Annotated in this window: 14 protein-coding genes and 1 pseudogene; 10 read left to right on the top strand and 5 right to left on the bottom strand. The window is 40.3% G+C overall.

The features are described 5' to 3' along the window. Positions 1-96 precede the first annotated feature (96 nt). Positions 97-3,096: pseudogene (locus CYLST_RS02150) on the bottom strand (NACHT domain-containing protein). A 232-nt stretch (positions 3,097-3,328) separates the two neighbouring features. After that, positions 3,329-3,850 (bottom strand): dihydrofolate reductase, encoded by a 522-nt coding sequence (locus CYLST_RS02145; RefSeq protein ID WP_157162511.1) that lies wholly within the window; start codon positions 3,848-3,850, stop codon positions 3,329-3,331. A gap of 289 nt (positions 3,851-4,139) precedes the next feature. On the opposite strand from CYLST_RS02145, the gene CYLST_RS02140 reads away from it, so the two are divergent. Continuing rightward, positions 4,140-4,463, top strand: coding sequence for a phasin family protein (locus CYLST_RS02140; RefSeq protein ID WP_015206056.1), 324 nt, complete (start codon positions 4,140-4,142; stop codon positions 4,461-4,463). Positions 4,464-4,542: 79 nt separating this feature from the next. Further along, on the top strand, positions 4,543-5,064 hold the full coding sequence (locus CYLST_RS02135) for an FKBP-type peptidyl-prolyl cis-trans isomerase (protein ID WP_015206055.1): 522 nt from the start codon (positions 4,543-4,545) through the stop codon (positions 5,062-5,064). A gap of 129 nt (positions 5,065-5,193) precedes the next feature. On the opposite strand, the gene CYLST_RS02130 is transcribed toward CYLST_RS02135, so the two are convergent. The 3 genes from CYLST_RS02130 to gloB all read right to left on the bottom strand — a co-directional run bounded on the left by CYLST_RS02130 (position 5,194) and on the right by gloB (position 9,411). Further along, complete coding sequence (locus tag CYLST_RS02130; RefSeq protein ID WP_015206054.1) at positions 5,194-7,836, bottom strand: replicative DNA helicase; 2,643 nt, start codon at positions 7,834-7,836, stop codon at positions 5,194-5,196. Between the two features lie 177 nt (positions 7,837-8,013). After that, on the bottom strand, positions 8,014-8,472 hold the full coding sequence (gene rplI, locus CYLST_RS02125; protein WP_015206053.1) for a 50S ribosomal protein L9: 459 nt from the start codon (positions 8,470-8,472) through the stop codon (positions 8,014-8,016). A 165-nt stretch (positions 8,473-8,637) separates the two neighbouring features. Beyond that, positions 8,638-9,411 carry a hydroxyacylglutathione hydrolase gene (gene gloB, locus CYLST_RS02120; protein WP_015206052.1) on the bottom strand — a complete coding sequence of 258 codons (774 nt, stop codon included), beginning with the start codon at positions 9,409-9,411 and terminating at the stop codon, positions 8,638-8,640. 447 nt (positions 9,412-9,858) lie between these two features. Here gloB and CYLST_RS02115 point away from each other — a divergent pair, with 447 nt between their 5' ends. The 8 genes from CYLST_RS02115 to CYLST_RS02085 all read left to right on the top strand — a co-directional run bounded on the left by CYLST_RS02115 (position 9,859) and on the right by CYLST_RS02085 (position 18,690). Beyond that, a complete protein-coding gene (locus tag CYLST_RS02115) occupies positions 9,859-10,902 on the top strand; it encodes a glycosyltransferase family 2 protein (protein ID WP_015206051.1) in 1,044 nt (347 codons plus the stop codon). A gap of 12 nt (positions 10,903-10,914) precedes the next feature. Continuing rightward, positions 10,915-12,072, top strand: a complete 1,158-nt coding sequence (locus CYLST_RS02110; protein ID WP_015206050.1) for a glycosyltransferase family 4 protein — start codon at positions 10,915-10,917, stop codon at positions 12,070-12,072. A 210-nt stretch (positions 12,073-12,282) separates the two neighbouring features. Then, positions 12,283-14,529, top strand: a complete 2,247-nt coding sequence (locus CYLST_RS02105; RefSeq protein WP_015206049.1) for an ATP-binding cassette domain-containing protein — start codon at positions 12,283-12,285, stop codon at positions 14,527-14,529. Between the two features lie 59 nt (positions 14,530-14,588). Continuing rightward, entirely contained in the window at positions 14,589-14,753 is a 165-nt protein-coding gene (locus CYLST_RS34060) for a hypothetical protein (RefSeq protein ID WP_157162510.1), read from the top strand. Between the two features lie 57 nt (positions 14,754-14,810). After that, positions 14,811-15,770, top strand: a complete 960-nt coding sequence (locus CYLST_RS02100) for a glycosyltransferase family 10 domain-containing protein (protein ID WP_015206048.1) — start codon at positions 14,811-14,813, stop codon at positions 15,768-15,770. A gap of 3 nt (positions 15,771-15,773) precedes the next feature. Further along, on the top strand, positions 15,774-16,748 hold the full coding sequence (locus CYLST_RS02095; RefSeq protein WP_015206047.1) for an Npun_R2821/Npun_R2822 family protein: 975 nt from the start codon (positions 15,774-15,776) through the stop codon (positions 16,746-16,748). 9 nt (positions 16,749-16,757) lie between these two features. Beyond that, positions 16,758-17,648 carry an Npun_R2821/Npun_R2822 family protein gene (locus CYLST_RS02090; RefSeq protein ID WP_015206046.1) on the top strand — a complete coding sequence of 297 codons (891 nt, stop codon included), beginning with the start codon at positions 16,758-16,760 and terminating at the stop codon, positions 17,646-17,648. 16 nt (positions 17,649-17,664) lie between these two features. Then, entirely contained in the window at positions 17,665-18,690 is a 1,026-nt protein-coding gene (locus tag CYLST_RS02085; protein WP_015206045.1) for an Npun_R2821/Npun_R2822 family protein, read from the top strand. The last annotated feature ends 181 nt before the right edge of the window (positions 18,691-18,871 follow it).

Genomic DNA, 18,871 nt, shown 5'->3' with positions numbered 1-18,871 from the left:
TACAACTCTTGTGGGGGTGGGACGAAAAGCCCGCCATTGATGTGCTTTCTTAAAAGCGCAACAGCTTATTCCTCACAGTCTGCTTTTTCTCTAATTTTAACTGTCTAATTCTGCCAATTTCTTTTTAGCAAAATCGCGGACTTTCTCATCTGGGTCATTTTCTGCCCTGTCGCGCAACAGTTCTAGAGTTCGGGGATGCTTGGGATATTGCTTGATAATTATCTCAAGTGCAACTCGCCGAGGGTTGTTGCTCAAAAAACGATCACTACCCTCAAAGGGGTCATTGACAGCACAGTTGTAGAATAATTCAAACATTCCCGGCTCATCTTTGAAACCCCGCGCTAATTCTTGCACTGCTGCACTTCGCACATCGCTATCATCATCAGAGGTAGCGCGTTGTTTGAGGATGGGTAAAGTGTCAGCATCATCTTTAAAACCCCGCGCTAATTCTTCCACTGCTCTAAGTCGCACATACCAATTATCATCAGAGTTAGCGAGTTGTTTGAGGATGGGTAAAGTGTCAGCATCATTTTGGAAACCCCGCGCTAATTCTTCCACTGCTGCACTTCGCACAAACACATCATCATCAGAGTTAGCGAGTTGTTTGAGGAAGGGTAAAGTGTCAGCGTCATCTTTGAAACCCCGCGCTAATTCATGGACTGCTGTAATTCGCACATCGCTATCATCAGAGGTGGCCAGTTGTTTGAGGAAGGGTAAAGTGTCAGCGTCGTCTTGGAAACCCCGCGCTAATTCTTGGACTGCTGTAATTCGCACAAATTCATCATTAGAGGTAACGCGTTGTTTTAGCCAAGATTTTGTCTTGGGGTCATCTTTCCAAGTGGTTACAACTGCGGTAATTGCTTGAGTCCGAATTTCCTGAACCAGTTCAGTTTCTTCGTCATCTTCATAGGGTTCATAATAGTAATTGAGGTCGTATTTAGTTAAATCTTTTAGCTTCTCAAGTAATTTATCAGATGTTGACTTAATTGCTTGGCAATTTCTCACTTCTACAAGACACTCAGCCGCCAAAAATAAGTTGATGAATTTTTGCTCTTCTCCGTTTTGACCTATTAAATAATCTATAATCTCCCCGGCAAATCTTGGCTCAACCATTCCCGCAATCAAGCGCAAAACTTCATGCCAAGACTCATCTTGCCAATGTTTGCCAAAAACTTCTTGCTTAAGGTCAGCAATTGAAAGCGTTTGCGTTTCTTTAAACTGCCAAACAAACTCCCAACCACAGAAATATTCTAAAAATGTCCGATGAACAAAAGCATAGTAATTTGCACCAACAGAACACAAAATAAAGTTGCGAGTTCGTAATTGGTTAATCATTACCCTTGCAACTTCTCTGGGTTTATCAAATTCTAGGACTTTTAGAGAATTAATCAGAACCCTTTCTAAATCACTGTCACTAATTAAGTTACCAGATAACCCTTGATCATTTGCCTGCATGTGGTAGGCAACCTGACGCAGCATTGCTTGTTTATCTTTGTAATCAATAATTTTTGAATCTATTCTCGCATCTTCTACCAAAGTGCGTTCCACATCCCATTGATGCAGCAGTACCCGCGATGCTTGGTTATAAAGTTCTGGTCTATCTCTTGGTAATTCTTGGTGACGATTTAGAATCGCCATCATAGTTAGTAACAAGGGATTTCCCGCCAGTTCTCTAATAGATTTTGAGGTATCAATTGCCCTTTGCAATCGCTCGCGTTTCTTTATTTTATCTACTTCATCAGTAAAAGTTAAATTATGCCAGTTGGTGATAAAATCTTTAATTTGTTCTGTTTCTAAATCTTGCAGCATGAAGTGGCTAAACTCGGCATCTCGCAACCGTTGTGGTTTGTAGCCGATGATGCGAGAAGTCACAATTACCCGCACATTAGGATATTCATTAGTAAAGCGATGAATAGCTGTAATTACATCTTCTCGCTTCCCTGGATCAAAAACTTCGTCTAAGCCGTCAAACATCACCAAAGCGTTACCAATTTTTAGCTGTTCATGTAATTGATGTTGATTGAGATGATGAATTGCACCAGAACTATGATGGAAAAATTCCAGGAAGTTTTTACAATGTCCCTCTTCTCGATTTCGCATATAAGTGCGTAATTCGATTAATAAGGGTATTGGCTGAGAAATTACATTATTGAGAGGCGATTCTGCCCAATTCAAAGCTAGGAATTGCAACAAGGTAGATTTCCCTGAACCGGGATCTCCCAAAATTACTATATATTTATAACTTTGCTTCTAATTAACAATATCTAAAACTTGGCGGATTGGTTGTTCAGAATAAACTCGTTTGTGTCGTTCTAATTCTTCTAACTTAATTTCTGCTTCTAATTGGTCACTTTCTCGCAGGCGTTTTTGATGTTCTTTGGGTATTTCGTGGACTTGTGGTAATAATTCGCGGATTTCGCGCACATTTTGAGCGACGAAGATTCGCCATAATTTCAGTTCGTTATATGCAGCACCGCTTGTATCTAAACTATCTAATTTGATGTTGCTGTAGCACTCTTTAATTCCTTCTTGATATTTCTCTAAGTCAAAATTAGGTATTATTCCAGCAATTGCCTGAGTGTTTTGCTGAATTGCTTCTAAGTTTTGGGAATCTAGTATAGCGCGTAAACCATCTGATTCCCGGATAATCGCTTTAACTTTGCTGAGGTACGGCTTAGAAACTTGTTTCCAGTTAAAATCTTCTGGCAGTGGTAATAAGTTAAGCTGATTCCAGATAGTTGCTAATTTGCCATTATCTATATTTTGGCAGTCTTCTTTAAAGGCGCTTCCCAATACCTCTTGAACAGATTTATCTTTGAGAAATTGCTTTAAGGGTTTGGTGTAGTTTTTTAATTCTGCTTCGGGAATATCTGCAACTTCTAACTGCTGCTGTACTAGTTGCAAAAATTCTTTCAGTGCTTTACCCGCAGCAATTTCTATCGGTTCTTTTTTAGGTAGTAAAACATTGTTGAGTGAGCTTTTTAATAAATCTTTAGCCCAATCTTTAGCGGCATCTTTGGCTAAGTCTTCTAAAATGGGCTTAAAAACAAATCCAACAGCCTGAGTAACTCCCCAAACCAATAACCAGTCAAGCATAATACTCGCATCTGCTAATTTTGTAACTATGAGTATAACTAAGTACTTGCTTTAGTTGATTATTCTTCTTTCAGAGTTATTAAATAATCATGTAGGGCGGGCATCGTTCGACTGAGCGAAGCCGAAGTCTTGCCTGCCATAAAACTAAAACAGGCGAGACGCCTGTTCTACGGTTATATGTGGGGTATTTTTTCCTAATCAGGTATGGGGAAATTTTTGCTTGTCTGAGGTTCTAAATAATTCGTTTGTAAGTTTCAAATCTATAGCCTGGGTGAGGTTCTTGGTTTACCATTTCAAACTGATTACCAATCAGGAATTCATATTCAGGGAAGAAGGTATCACCTTCAAAATCTCCTTCTACTAAAGTGAGTTCCCAGGTATCTGCTAAATTCAATGCTTGGCTATAAATAAAAGCACCGCCTACAATAAAAGCCTGTTGATGATGGCTGACTTTCTGCAAGGCTTCTTGAATCGAAGTTACAAATAGTAAATTAGACGGGTATTGAAGCTGTAATTCGGCAATTTCATCTTCAGGTGTGGAGGCAGAAATAACTACATTGAAGCACTCCATTGCTGGGCGCTTTTCAAGGTCATATTCCCAAGTTTTTCGACCCATGATTATGGCGTGACCGATGATTAAATTCTGAAATCTCTGAGAATCGGCGGGAATGCTCCAAGGCAACTTGCCATTTTTGCCGATGACTCGATTTGACGCAGCTAGAGCAGCAATGATGATGATCTCAGGCTGGTTCATGCTCATTTTTTTCCTGATTGAAGGTTGGTAGCTATTTTACCCAGGAGTCCGGGAGGAGGAAGCCGGTGCTGTTGTCCAAATTTCTGCATCATTCTGGATAAACTTTTCCCGCTGTTCGGGGGCAATTTTAAATTTGAGTAGTTCAATTACCACGCAGTTTTATTCCTTGTGTTCCCAAATTTGCCAGAATAGATTTGTAGGCTAGAATAACCACGCTTCCAGCATAGCCTGATCGGGTAGATTGATGAGCAAAGGTCCGCTGGTTGGCAACAAGTAAGAGGAAGGGAGTATGGACAGCAACAACTGGTTGCAGCAGCTAATGATGCTGGGTATTGGCACAACGTCTTTGGTTGCAGACAAACTGCGCCAAGTGGGTGATGAATTGGTCAAGGATGGGAAGCTGAATCCTGAGCAAGCCAAGGCGGTAATGGATGACATTGCACAGCAGTTAAAGTCGGAGCAAGGAACTTGGGAAGAGCAAATGCAGCGGCAAATGCGGAATATGATGCAGGATTTGGGGGTTGCTCGCCAGTCTGAGGTGGATGAGCTGCGGGGGAGAATTGACCGTTTAGAGCGTCAAGTGCGCGATTTAGAAAACAAGCTTTGGCGTTGAAATGTCCTTTGTGATTTAAACTAAAATGTGTCCTGTTGGTAATAGTATTACCTTACTACCTAAGTAGAGAGGGCTGATTTTGAAATCAATTTTACTCAGCGTGGCGTTCATGCTGGTTTGTGTTGTGGCTTTGGTGGTGGCGCAAGTTGGCGGTAAACAGGATAGTGCTATTGCTGCTAAGTTGACCCAAACGCCACCAGCGGTCACTACTGTTAATGAAAACAATACCCTGATAGCGAGCAAGATTATGTCTGATGCGAATGTCGTCACTACCCCTTCTGGATTGAAGTATGTTGAGTTAGCAAAGGGGACGGGAGCGACTCCTCAAAAAGGACAAACGGTTGTGGTTCACTACGTTGGTACTCTAGAAGATGGTACTAAGTTTGATAGTTCACGCGATCGCGGCCAACCCTTCGAGTTTAAAATCGGTATCGGACAGGTGATCAAGGGCTGGGATGAAGGTCTGAGCACGATGAAAATTGGCGATCGCCGTCAGTTAATTATCCCCTCAGAGTTAGGTTATGGTGCTCGTGGTGCTGGTAATGTAATTCCACCCCACGCTACCCTGGTTTTTGATGTCGAATTGCTAAACATCAAATAAATTTCGGTAATGGGTAATCGGTAATGGGTAGTAGTTTTGTCTAATTACCAATTACCAATTACCAATTACCAATTACCAATTACCAATTACCCATTACCCATTACCAATTACCAATTACCCATTATTGCTTTAATAATGATTTGGTTTGGCTAAGTTTTTGAACTTTGTAAACTGTGGATCGAATAAAAGTTTAACTATTCCTGTCGGACCGTTACGGTGTTTAACCACATTTACTTCTGCAATTCCGCGTTCGGGTGTATCTGGTGTGTAATATTCATCGCGGTACAACATAATTACTAAGTCCGCATCTTGTTCTATTGAGTTATGGACTATGATGTTATTCGCAATAAAATTATGCAAGCTAGGAACTGTTAAATCGTAAACTTCTTCTTCACCATCAGGCTCGATTGAGATAATTTCATCCCAGTAAATATCGCTGTTAGATAAGATAGCCATATCATTTGATTGGACAGCTTCTGCTACTCTTAAAGCACGTTCTCGACTTAAGTTGCACTTATAAAGAGTTGTGCCACAATATGCTGTTCCAATAGCAGCTTGCATTTGTCGTGTTGTAATACCAGCTAACTGCATTGCGGGAATAGCGTACATCTTCCAAACCTCTGTTGGTATTACATCTCTATTAGTATTAGCAACACAAGTTTTAATATGCTCCACAATTTCTTGCATGGACTGGCACTTATAGCTTCCTATAGCACCAATTTGTTGGGCAAATAATTCGATATCAGATTTACCTGTTATGACTACGTGGTACTGATTTCGACCTTTTCCAGATTGTGGAACCATTTTTAACCGAGCGTTAATGCCAAGCCTTAACAGAAGCGATTGTACATCTGCTGCTAACTTCTCACTACTGCTGGCATAGTAGGCAATAGGACGTAACCTTTTACCTGAAACTAGCTTAATAGAACCATCCGTACTCCATAGATGGCGCAGGAAAAGAGCAATTGCTTCTTGGGGTTGTTCAAAAACTGGTACTGGGATAAATTTTTCGTAAGACCTCAAGCCAAATGCGTCCATAGAATCTAGCCATTGAGCAACTGGATTTCTAGTATTACGACCCAGAGGTAGACTGGAAGCAAGATAAACCTGATACCAGTTTCTTTCTTTGTTAACCCGTGGGGAGATAGCACCACCAAATACTTCAAGAGAAAGAGAGGTAACTATGTTAGCCAAATCCTCTTCTCTCGTTGTGTATTGGATGGCATGACGAGGTAAAGTACATCCATCTCCAATCAAATGTCCAAGAAGTGCTAATTGGGGATGAGTCATTGTTTGACAAGCAGAACTGCCAATATGCCGAGGAATTGCTAACCTGTTACCTTCTTTTAATTCATCTAGTCGCTTCCACCCTTTGATAGTTAAGAATTTGTGATTTCCAGTAGCTCTAATAGAGCGACCTAGACGAGTTTTAAGCTGAAAGACAGGTTTTTTACCAGTTGAAAAAGCATGATTTACAGTAGCAGTTTCAAGCTTTAATGTTTCTTCATTCAATGCCCAGACTTCAAAACCAGATTTACCTACCAACTCTTTAATTGGAACTCGTTTTCCACTACTTGCAATTGTTACTAAAGTATCGCCTGTTAAACAACCAGATTCGCGCAAATCAGATAAGATCGGGCGTTTATTGGTGCGTGCTTCCACTGCTCGACTCAACTGAGATAGGGCAATAATTGGTACAGATAATTCACGCGCTAAACCTTTGAGTTGACGCGTAATTTTTGATAATTCTTGAACGCGATTATCACCTGCTCCTTCCATTAATTGCAAGTAATCTATCACGATTAATCCTAATTGCATATTCTGTTCTGCTTGCAGTCGCCGCGCTTGACTACGCATTTGGTTAACTGTAATATTCGCTGTGTCATCAATATAAATTGGCATTTCTGAGAGCATACCAATAGCACGGCTTAACGGTTCCCACTGAGATTGGCTAAGTCGTCCACTCCGGAGATAACTACTTTCAATTTGCGCCTCGCTAGCTAATAAACGTTGCACCAATTGCTCTTTTGACATTTCTAAACTAAAAATAGCAACTGGTAATTTATAACCAGCAGCAATGTTATGAGCGATGTTCAAGCAGAAGGCCGTTTTCCCCATTGATGGCCTAGCAGCAACGATAATCAAATCAGAACGCTGAAAGCCGCCGGTATTGGCATCTAAATCATAAAAGCCGCAGGGAATACCCGGCAAGGCGATACCTTGATTTCGAGCTTCAATATCTTGGAAATTATTAATCAGGGTATCGGCAATGTGAACTAAGCCTGATTGGGGACGTTCTTGGGTGACTCCAAAAACTTTCTGTTCTGCTTGGTCGAGGACAATTGGCAATTCGGTTTCTGTTTCGTAACCGAGATGAACGATTTCACCGCCAGCTTTAATTAACTGCCGACGCAGGTATTTTTCCATGACTAACCCTGCTAAGGCGTCGATGTTAACGGCTGAAACGGTGCGGTCTACGAGAGTTGCTAATTTATTTCTGCCGCCAATGCGGGTAAGTTTATCGTTGTCAGCTAGCCAACTGGTGACTGCGAGTAAGTCTGTGGGTTTACCTTGGGCGTGAAGGCGTAGCGCTGCTTGATAGATTTCTTTGTGAGCGCTAATGTAAAAAGCTTCTGGAGTTAGGCGATCGCTAATTCGACCGATCGCTTCTGGATCTAGTAATATTCCCCCCAAAATCGCTTCTTCTGCCTCAATGTTTTGGGGTGGCAGGCGCTCGCTACCATCGCCTTTAAAACTCAGTTCTTCAGCCATAAGCGATTTTAAATTTGCGATTTTGGATTGGGGATTAGGGTTTCGCTATTACCCTTATAGTCCAAAATCGACTTGAAGATGCTACCAAGGCTATTTTGTTAACAAGAAATTTCCCTAAAAAGCAAATACCACAGATAAACACTAATGATTCATCTGTGGTAGCAAACTAAACAGTAGTTAGCTAGGGACGACTTCAATCTCGATTTCTGCTGCTACGTCAGAAAACAGCTTAATTTCGGCTTTGTATGTACCCAGGTGGTTGATATCGGGGATAGTAATGCCACGGCGATCAACTTCTTGACCGGTAGCTGCCTGAATTGCCTCGGCAATATCTTGGGTAGTGACTGTACCGAAAATAGCTTCATTTTCACCAACTTGCTTGGCAATTTTCAAGCTACCAACTTTTTCCAGAGCTACTTTTTGCGCTTCAGCTTGTTGTCTGAGTTCTAATTGCAGCTGACGTTCTTTCTCGCGCCGGCGTTCTACTTGCTTGAGAATGCCGGGGGTGGCATGAGTTGCCTTTTTTTGGGGAATCAGATAATTACGAGCATAGCCGGGAGCTACTTCTACTAAGTCGCCAGATTTGCCTAGCTTGCTGATATCCTGATTTAAAACTAACTGTACGCGTTTCACCATCTGTTTTCGTTTTTCCTGTAAAATCTCATTAATTTGGGCATCAGCAGGATAGCTTGCTTGGACTGCGACTATATCCCAAAGTTAAGATTTTAGCGAAAAGGTGGGGGCGATCGCAACTATTAGCGCCAGAAAAATCCCAGAATCATTGGTAATACTGACCTACGACTAAAATCTGTCTTTCATTCCCCGAATCCGAGCAAAGGTTTGTACTGAATCATGACTGTTGGCAGCTAATTGTAATGATGGTTGCTCCCACCTTAAAAAGGGATTCGTCCGCTTTTCCACACCCAACAGCGAGGGAACGGTAGCTTGTTGGCGATCGCGGCAAGCCTTGACTTGATCGTAGCGTTTTTGTAAATCTGCGTTCTCACCATCCACGGTGAGGGCAAATTGCAGATTCTTTAAAGTGTATTCGTGGGCGCACCAAACGCGGGTATTATCGGGAAGAGCGCGGAGTTTAGCGAGGGAGTCTAGCATTTGTGTTGGTGTCCCTTCAAACAAGCGACCGCAACCGCCAGCAAACAGAGTATCACCACAGAATAACTCCCCCGTCTCGCCGGCTGGTGCTGGGGGAAAGTAGTAAGCGATGTGAGCGCGGGTATGTCCGGGAACGAAGACGATTTCCGCGACGCGATCGCCAAAAGAAATGCGATCGCCTTGTTGCAAAAACACCTGCTGTCCGGGAATTCGCCCTCGATCCTCAACACCACCATAAACTGTCACTTGGGGAAAATGTTGAATTAGCTGCTGATTGCCACCCACATGATCGTGATGATGATGGGTGTTCAAAATTGCCACCAACTCAGCTTTTAGTTGTGCAAGTTGCTTTAAGACTGGTTCAGCCACCGCTGGATCGACAACAGCAGCGATATTTTCCTGTGCATCGTGCAGTAAAAATATATAGTTGTCTGAGAGTGCCTCAAGACGGATTACCTGCATCACCTTTGCCTTCCTTATAAGTATACATTTTGTATTAATAGATATATTTTCTACGTGGAATTTCGCTAGACGAACTTGCCAATATGGCGTTAACTTTATTTAGGCTTTTATTGCAGCTTTTGCTCTCAGGGTAAATAAAAATACCCGCTTTACCATATTTGATCACAAATTAAATCTTGATTCATCATTGGCATTTATTTGCAACTTTAAAAGTAAGAAACAACTTATGTTAAAACCATTTCGTAGTTGAGCAAGCATTAGTTACTTAATAATAACACCGACTAAGTTTTGTAAACAAGAGTCAGCCTTGATTTTTACCACCAAATATCCCAACATCTCAATTGAGATGCCGACTTAGCTTATTTTGTTTTCCTAGTACTTGATTTTCTCCTGCCTGAATTTTCAATTGCTTATCTGTACCTTCTCAACAAGAAGAGTGTTTAATCAATGACTCCACTTGTTACGATTATTGTTACCTGTTTTAATCAAGCTAGCTACCTAGAACGCTCAGTTAAAAGCGTACTATCACAAACGTTTACTGACCTTGAATGTATCATGGTAGATGATGGCTCTACTGATAACACTCAAGAAGTTGCAAAGCAATTAATGAATCTAGATTCAAGAGTAAGCTACTTCTATAAAGAAAATGGCGGAGTGTCTTCAAGTCGTAATTATGGCGTTAAACAGGCACAAGGCAAGTGGATTCAGTTTTTAGATGGAGACGATTGGATTCACGAAAATAAAATAAAATTTCAATTAGATCATCTAAGTGACTTGCATGACGAAGACAACACTGTTTTTTATACAGATTATGAACGGGTGTTCATAGACAGAGAACAACAAATTATCAACAGACAAGAAAATATAGTTAATTCTTTATCAAGAGACCAATTGATAGAGCGATTACTCATCCCTGATTTTTTAGCTGATTCACCATTTCCTTTACTTCAGCAATGTCTATTGATGAGTAGAGATATTCTCAATAAAAAGTTATTTGACGAGAGGCTGAAAGCTCTGCAAGATAGAGATTTTACATTAGACCTTTTACTTTTAGGGGCGAATTTTGTATACACCCCGTTAATTGGAGCATATTATACAAAACATCAGTCTAATAGAACTAATAACTGGCCTTACATGAAAGGTTATTATATTTTGTTCTACGAGACGGTGTGCACCAAGCATCAGGATTTGATTTCTTTATGCCAAGTAGGGATAGATTTTTTAATTAAAGAAGCAATTAGAGAAAAAGAATCTGAAAATTTTGCTCGGCTAATTAAAATATTTTCCCCTCCTTTGTACATGTTAAATAAAAAAATCAAGATTAATCATCGCTCTGTACTCAAGTTTATTTATCAAACTAGGCTAATTATTCCCAGTTTTGTACTGTATGAAAAATACCGAGGCCCGCGCTCTCAAAAAATCATATCTATTTTTTCCCACTTCAGCAACTTTTTCAAAAAACCAAATAACAGTTATATCAGCAGTGATTAAAGCAACTAATATATGAAAGGCAAAGTTTCGTTAGTTGTGAGTGACTTGTCTGGAGGAGGCTCAGTTCGAGCCTTTTTACTCGCTCAAGTCCTAAAAAAAATTGATTATGACGTAGAGGTTGTAGGCTTTTTATTTGGTCAGGAATTGTACGCTATTCCTCCTGTAGGCATACCAGTATCAGCTGTTGATGGCAAAAACTATCCTGAGTTTTTTACATCAGCTAAAAAGCTTTGGCAAAAACTAGATGGCGATATTATTTATGCCATCAAACCTAAGCCGACAAGTTTTGGTGTGTCTCTACTGCATAAATTAGCCAGCCGTCGTCCTTTACTTTTAGATATGGACGACTGGGAACTTAGCTGGCATGGAGGTTTTGAATGGAAGTATCGTCCCAGTCTGAAGCAGTTTGCCAGGGACATTATTAAGCAGGATGGTGTATTGAGATTTCCCGATCATCCACTTTATCTCCAGTGGATGGAAAATTTAGTATCTCGTGCCAATGGAATAACGATAGATACTCAGTTTCTTCAAGACCGCTTTGGCGGTGTTTATGTGCCTAATGGCAAAGATATTGCCATGTTTAACCCTGAGAAATATAACCCAGAGATCAGCAGAGAGCGTTATGGTCTAGCGAAGTATCGAATTCTCATGTTTCCTGGTGCACCAAGACCTCACAAGGGGGTTGAAGATGTTTTAATAGCGTTAGATCAGTTGAATCAGCAAGATTTAAGATTAGTAATTGTTGGTGGTAGTCCTTACGATGATTATGATGATCGGCTGATTGAAAAATGGGGACGTTGGATTATCAAATTACCAAAGTGTCCTGTGGAGGTTATGCCTGAGGTTGTAGCAGCTGCTCACGTCGTGGTTGTTCCCCAGCGAGATAATGTGATTGCTCGCGCCCAATTTCCTCTAAAGTTGACAGATGGAATGGCAATGGCTAAACCTGTGTTATCAACGCGAGTGGGAGACATTCCCGAAATTTTAGCAGAAACTGGTTATCTAGTTGATCCTGGTTGTCCCGAACAAATTGCCTCACAAATTCAACTGATATTTGCGGATTTAGAGCAAGCCGATAAGCGAGGCAGAATGGCTAGAGAAAGATGTGTAGAGAAATATAGCTTAGAGGCTATGGCATCTACCCTATCTGAGTTAATTTCCCGTTTGTGAGTCTTCATGATGTCTAATTTTAAATCTATTATTAATCTAGATTTAACTAAATTAAAAATGTCCTAATAGGCGTACTATGTCTATATGTGTATTTCTGTATTAACAGAGTAAAACTATCAGGATTATTCAGGGTCAACATTCTGATTGTCTCTTTTCACCATAAAATTATGAATAATGTTACCAATTAGTAAATTTTAATCTAAATCCCCAATGTCTAACAGCAAACTACTACTAAATTTTGCTAAACCTTATCCAGCTAGGATATTCTTCACAATCTTGTTTGGATTTTCCGGTGCTTTGTTTAATGGTGTAGGTACTACACTCGTTGTACCAGTTGTGCTCAACATTGTAGGTCAACCTATAGATTTAACAGGTGCACCACAGATTATTAAAGCAGTTATTTCTCCCTTTAATAGTGTTCCCGAAAATTACCGACTAGTGGTGATGGCTACATCAATTATATTCACAATTATTCTCAAGAATTTAGCTACCTATATCGGTACTTTGGTGTCGAGTTCCCTAACGCGGACGCTGATATCGGATATGCGAGAAGCAGGAGTGAAGTTATTGCTAGAAATCGATCTAGATTATTACACCAAAATGAAAGTTGGTGATCTAATCAACAGTCTTGGTGGAGAAATTGGTCGGGCTGCTAGTGCTATAGGTGGTGTAATTAGGTTAATTATTGTAGCGATTACAATTTTAGTTTTTATATTTTTACTACTATCCATATCCTGGCAGTTAACCATTGCTTCTACAGTTTTGCTGTCCTTTGTCACCTTAGTAAATCAATATTCCATCTCCCGTTCTCGATATTTTGGTACACAACTTTCAGAAATGTCTAAAGCTTATTCCATTTCTGTATTGGAAATGCTAAATGGGATTCGCCTAGTCAAGGCAACTGGCAATGAAGATAGAGAGTATCACAGGATTGAAAAGCTAATTAATGACCGGGAAAAAGCAGATTTTCAATCTCAGGTAAATTCTGAGGCTATTGCACCAATCAGTGAAGTAACGGGGATTATTGCCTTAATCTTAATTGTCTTACTGGGTCGAACCTTATTTGCAGACCAGATTACTTCAGTTTCAGCGGTTTTACTCACCTATTTATTGATCCTACTGCGACTGCTACCATTTATTTCTCAGTTAAATGCTCTTCGCAGTAGCTTTGCTAATTTGGGTTCGAGTATAGATATTGTTGCTGATTTTTTACGAAAAGATAATAAGCCGTTCATGGGAAGCGGTAGTATTCCCTATCATAAATTACAGCAGGGAGTGCACTTTAACCATCTTTATTTTTCCTACCCTAATCAGCAGAACATAGTACTTCAGGATATAGATTTATATTTACCACGGGGTACTACTCTGGCTTTGGTGGGTAGTTCTGGCGCTGGTAAATCAACAATGGCAGACCTCTTACCCAGATTTTATGACCCCACATCTGGCTGTATTACTTTAGATGGAAAAGATTTGCGGGAATTCGATCTGAAATCGGTGCGGAAGGCGATGGGAATTGTCAGTCAAGATACGTTTTTGTTTAATGACTCAGTGCGGAATAATATTGCCTACGGACGACTAGAGGCTACTGATGATGAAATTCTCGTAGCAGCAAAGCGAGCAAATGCCTACGAGTTTATTAGCAAATTGTCCCAGGGATTTGACACCGTGATTGGCGATCGCGGCGTGATGCTATCTGGTGGACAAAGGCAAAGATTAGCGATCGCCCGCGCACTAGTCCAAAATCCAGAAATTCTGATTTTAGATGAAGCCACCAGCGCTTTAGATACCGTTTCCGAACGCTTGGTGCAAGCTGCACTTGACGATCTGAGTCGCGATCGCACAACACTAGTCATTGCTCACCGCCTTTCCACAGTCCAAAAAGCTGATCAAATTGCCGTCTTAGATCAAGGGCGTGTCGTGGAAGTAGGAACCCACGAAGAACTTTTACAAAAGGGTGGTTATTACTCACGCCTATACTCAATGCAATTTAGCGATCAACCTGAAGTTTCCACTAGACGTAATCCCAGCTTTAACCGGATTTCTCACGAACTGCGGACAAGACTTAACTCGATGATTGGTTTCCTTGGACTGTTAGTTGATGATATAGTAGACAACGCCCAAGAGCGGCAAGAGCTAATTGAAGAATCATATAATTCAGCCTTAAGAGTTCTCAATACTATTGATGTTTTGGACGATGTGGTTAACCTGAGAATAAACTGGCAATTATCGTCAGATATAGACCAAAATCATAATGGGACTAGTCAGCATCAGAACTTTAGTCACATCTCCGATGAATTTCGGATGCAGCTCTATCCGCTCCTTAGCTCTCTGCGCTTGCTAGCCGATAAATTAGAATCTGGACTCCAAGAACAAAATCAATTAATTGCAGAATCTTATCACTCTGCTCTTCACCTTCTAGATACGTTAGAAATTTTTGAGAATAGAGTTAAATCCTAGTCAATGCAATTAACAAAAGTATTTTTACCTCAATCTTGGAAAAACTATCACTCAAAACCATGCTAAATAACCCGCCTAAACTTGCCCAATTTATTCAACATATTTTAGAAGCAGATCCCAGAAAAATAGATAATTATGCAGCTAGTATAGATTTTGCACAGCAATTGTCTTGGGAGAATAGAATTACCAAAATATTCAGCTACTTAGAAGATCAGCGTCCATGAATTATGGGGTAACGGTAAAAAAATTAAATGAAAACTAACTACGAATCAATAAAATTTATGACGATCAAAACTGTTGGCATGATTAGCAGCTATTCAGGTCTTGCTAAAAGCGCAGATTGGTTATGGCAACAAACCCCGCACTACTTTGGTGTTTGGAACAACATCCAAATGTTGAAAATGGCGGAAAAGCCAGACTTTATGTTGCTATATCAGTTGGATTTTCCCCAACCATCGCCACAACCATCTTGGTTAGATATTGTTCGTAAACGGCAACAAAAACCACAAATAAATATAGAATCTCGATTGTGTGGTGTGCCGAAAGAGCGGATTATTTATTTTCTCCGCGAACCGCCCTTAAATGAGATTGTTGAAATAAATAAGCGGAATTATCAGGAAGCACAAAAGTATTGTGGTCATGTTTCCGGACCCGATGACTTTGCTCCCAACCCCGATTATATGCCTGCTATTTGGTATCATGCCAAATCATTTGGGGATTTAAATGAAATGCCAATACCACCAAAGGTTGCCCCATGTAGCTGGATTACTTCGGGAATTAACCGTACAGCTAACCATCGCCAGCGTTTAGACTTTTTGAAATCCCTAAAATTTAGTGGAACTAAATTTGATTTGTATGGTCGCGATTTACCTGAATGGTCACAAACAAAGGGAGAACTTGGTCAAAAATGGCATGGAATGGCACCGTACTACTACAATCTGGCAATTGAAAACTATGCAGAAAATAGTTGGTATGTGAGCGAAAAATTATGGGATTCTTTGCTGGCCTGGTGTCTGCCAATTTATTATGGTGGGACTGCTGCTGATAAATTATTGCCACCTGGAAGTTTTTTGCGGTTGCCTAGTTTGGATGAAAAAGGTATTGCCTACATCCAAGAAGTCACTGCTACGCCTGATGCTTGGTATGCCGCCAAGGATGCGATTGCCGAAGCGAGGCAAATCATTTTACACAAACTAAATCTGCTGAACTGGCTGTCAAACTTTGCTGCTCAACACGCATAAATTATGAATGGTATTTGTACCCTAGGCAATGATTATGTTTTCGACCAACTGGTGGCTTTGCTCAACAGTATTGATGTTTTCTTAGGAACAGAAATTCCTGTTTGTATCTATCCTTTTGATCAACAGACACAGCGGATAGCTGAGGAAATAGCCAAGCGCCCGAATGTATTTCTTTACGATAATCAAGAATCAATCAACCGCTGGGATAAATTTATGCTAGAGGCTAGTCCTGCTAGCATGAACCGCAAAAAATATCGAATTTATGGTGGACATCGGCGATTTTGCGCCTTTGATGGACCCTTTGACAAGTTTGTTTATCTGGATGCAGACACTCTAGTGATGAATTCACTCTCATTAGAGTTTCAAAAATTAGAAGAACATGATTGTGTAGTTTACGATTTCCAGTTTAAATATCCAGATAAAGTCTATAACGTAAAATCAGCTAAATTACTCCAGGTTTTTACCGAAGAACGCCTCAAAAAAGAAATATTTTGTTCAGGATTTTATGCTTCAAAAAAAGGGCTGTTTCCTCAAGATAAACAAGAAGAATTATTATCTTATCTGAGAGCAGGTGAGAGGGAAATACTCTATACCACAGGTGATCAGCCAGTTCTTAACTATATGTTTATGAGGTCTGGTATCCCCGTTCATAACTTAGCCCATAACTTACCTAGCCATCAAATCACAGGCGGCACAGTCACTTCCAGCCATTTTGAAGAAAAAGACAATATTCTTTATGACAAGGGTAATCGCCTAACTTATCTCCATTATATTGGCATTCCTCCTAACATCAATCAAGCCGTGTGTGCTGGCGAAAACATTGAGTTTCCTTATCGGGATTTATTTCTCTACTATCGTTACCTGCATGAGCCAGATAAACGCCCAGTCTTCAAAAATCCTCCCCAGAGTTATGACGCTCCACCACCGACACCGAATTTACTCACAAGAGCTTTGCGAAAATTCAAGTTTATTAAATAAGGATAATTTATGGTTCGGGGAATTTATATTGTTGCCAATGATCGCGTCATCGAAAATGCTATTGCTTTGCTCAATAGTATTCGTTACTATGACCAAGAGGTTTTGGTTTATCTCATACCTTTTAACGAAAATTATAGTCAAGTAGCAGATAAACTGGCCACTTTACATAATGTGCAAATTTTTCCAGATTTAGAACTAATTGAGAAATTTACGAAACGCATAGGCGAAATTTTTGATCGAGATTTCCTCGCCTTACCCAACAAAATGCGTAAACTTGTGGCATGGTTTGGTCCTTTAGATGAATTTATTTATATTGACACTGATATTGTGGTTTTTGAAAAAATCGCCGACAACTTAGACAAACTTTCGGAAGTTGATTTTTTCTGTTGTGATTATCATTATGCCAATGACAAGCTAAGAAATATCTTTTCCCCACTGATAAAAGAGCAGAAAATTTTTACAGATTCCCAACTTGAAGATGTTTTTAACAGCGGCTTTTGGGCTTCAAGAAAGGGAGTTATTACTGCACAACAGATGGATCAAGCCTTGAGCGAATGTGCTACCCATCGTGAATATTTTGATTTTACTGAAGGAGTCACAGATCAACCTATTCTCAATTATCTCGTTCTCAAGTTAATTGCTAAACGTGGCAATCTCGTTAAAATTCCTGGGGGAGGCCCTGGTAGTTGGGCTGGTTCCCGCAATTTCCAACAGCAAGGGTACAATCTTTATGATCGAGGACAGCCACTAAAATATCTGCATTGGGCTGGGACAAAAATCAAAGCTGGTAGCCCCTATTGGCAATTATGGGAACACTATCGCTACCTCCATCAGGGTAAATTCGCCTTTATTGCAAAACTTACTCGCCGTTTATTTCCCTTTGTTGTAGCCCGCAGTTAATATCAGGAGTATCCCCATGATTGATGGTATTTACACCCTAGCTAATGATGTAGTCTATGACCAACTAGTTGCATTGCTCAACAGTATAGAAGCTAATGCTGGTAGAGAAATTCCTGTTTGTATAATTCCGTACAACGACAGTCTAGACAAGGTAAGAGCAGAAATTGCATCTAGAGATAATGTCACCTTATTTGAAGACGCTACTTCCATAGCTCGCTGGGAGGAGTTCGGGTCTCGTATCTGGAACGCTCACCCAAGAGCATTAAAACTGTGGCAAGAATATGGCTTACCAGCGAATTATCGTATAGAAAGGCATCGCAAACTTTGCTGTCTGGATGGACCCTTTGACAAGTTTATCTTCTTTGACGGAGATACACTATTGATGAAATCGCTAGATGATGTTTATCAGAAGTTGGAAAAATATGATTGGGTCACGAATGACTTTCAATATAAATCGGATTTGAATTATATTTTTGACTGGACAGAAGACAAACTAGGGGAAATTTTTACTAAAAAAAACATCAGCAATAGTATTTTTTGCTCTGGTTGGTTTGCTTCTAAAAAGCATATTTTCGATGATGCTACATTAGCAAACTTACTAGAAAAATTAGAAGCAGGTGAAGCTGATGTATTGGCGTGGGCAGACTCTGACCAAACGGTTATCAACTATTTGGTTTTACGAAGCGGAATTTCTTATTATAACTACGCCTATAACGGTGAATCGACTGGTTGCCATTGGGCTTCACAATTTGATGTTGTAGATAATATCCTTTACGACCAAGGGGAACCCATAACCTATATTCACTATATGAGTATATCTTCATCAGACTTTGCTCGCCTTTGTGGGGGTGAAGATGTTAATATTCCTTATCGTGACGTTTTTCTCTATTATCGCTACTTAAAATCCCCAGCAGACCGCCCTCAAAAGTTTACACGTCCAAGCCAGCTAACGCTGCTACAAAATTATACTAAACGTTTTTTTAACCAAAAAGTTAGTAATATTAAGCTGAAGTATCAGAAATTCAAGAATAGAGTTACTTAGATTATTTCTATCTCTAAGAGGATGTTTGAAAAGTATTGGGCGAATAGAATAGAGCCTCCGGCACGCTACGCGTTAGCGAAGCTCCTCTGAAAGAGGTTCATTGACAGCACGCTATTCTATGAACGACGTCCACCTACCTGGACTAATGAAAAATTAAGGGTTTTGTCTGTGTAGCCCTGAC

It is taken from the genome of Cylindrospermum stagnale PCC 7417 (genome assembly GCF_000317535.1).
In the GTDB taxonomy this organism is placed as follows: domain Bacteria; phylum Cyanobacteriota; class Cyanobacteriia; order Cyanobacteriales; family Nostocaceae; genus Cylindrospermum; species Cylindrospermum stagnale.
Note: the sequence above shows the minus strand (reverse complement) of the source record. Positions and strands in the feature narration are given on the sequence as shown.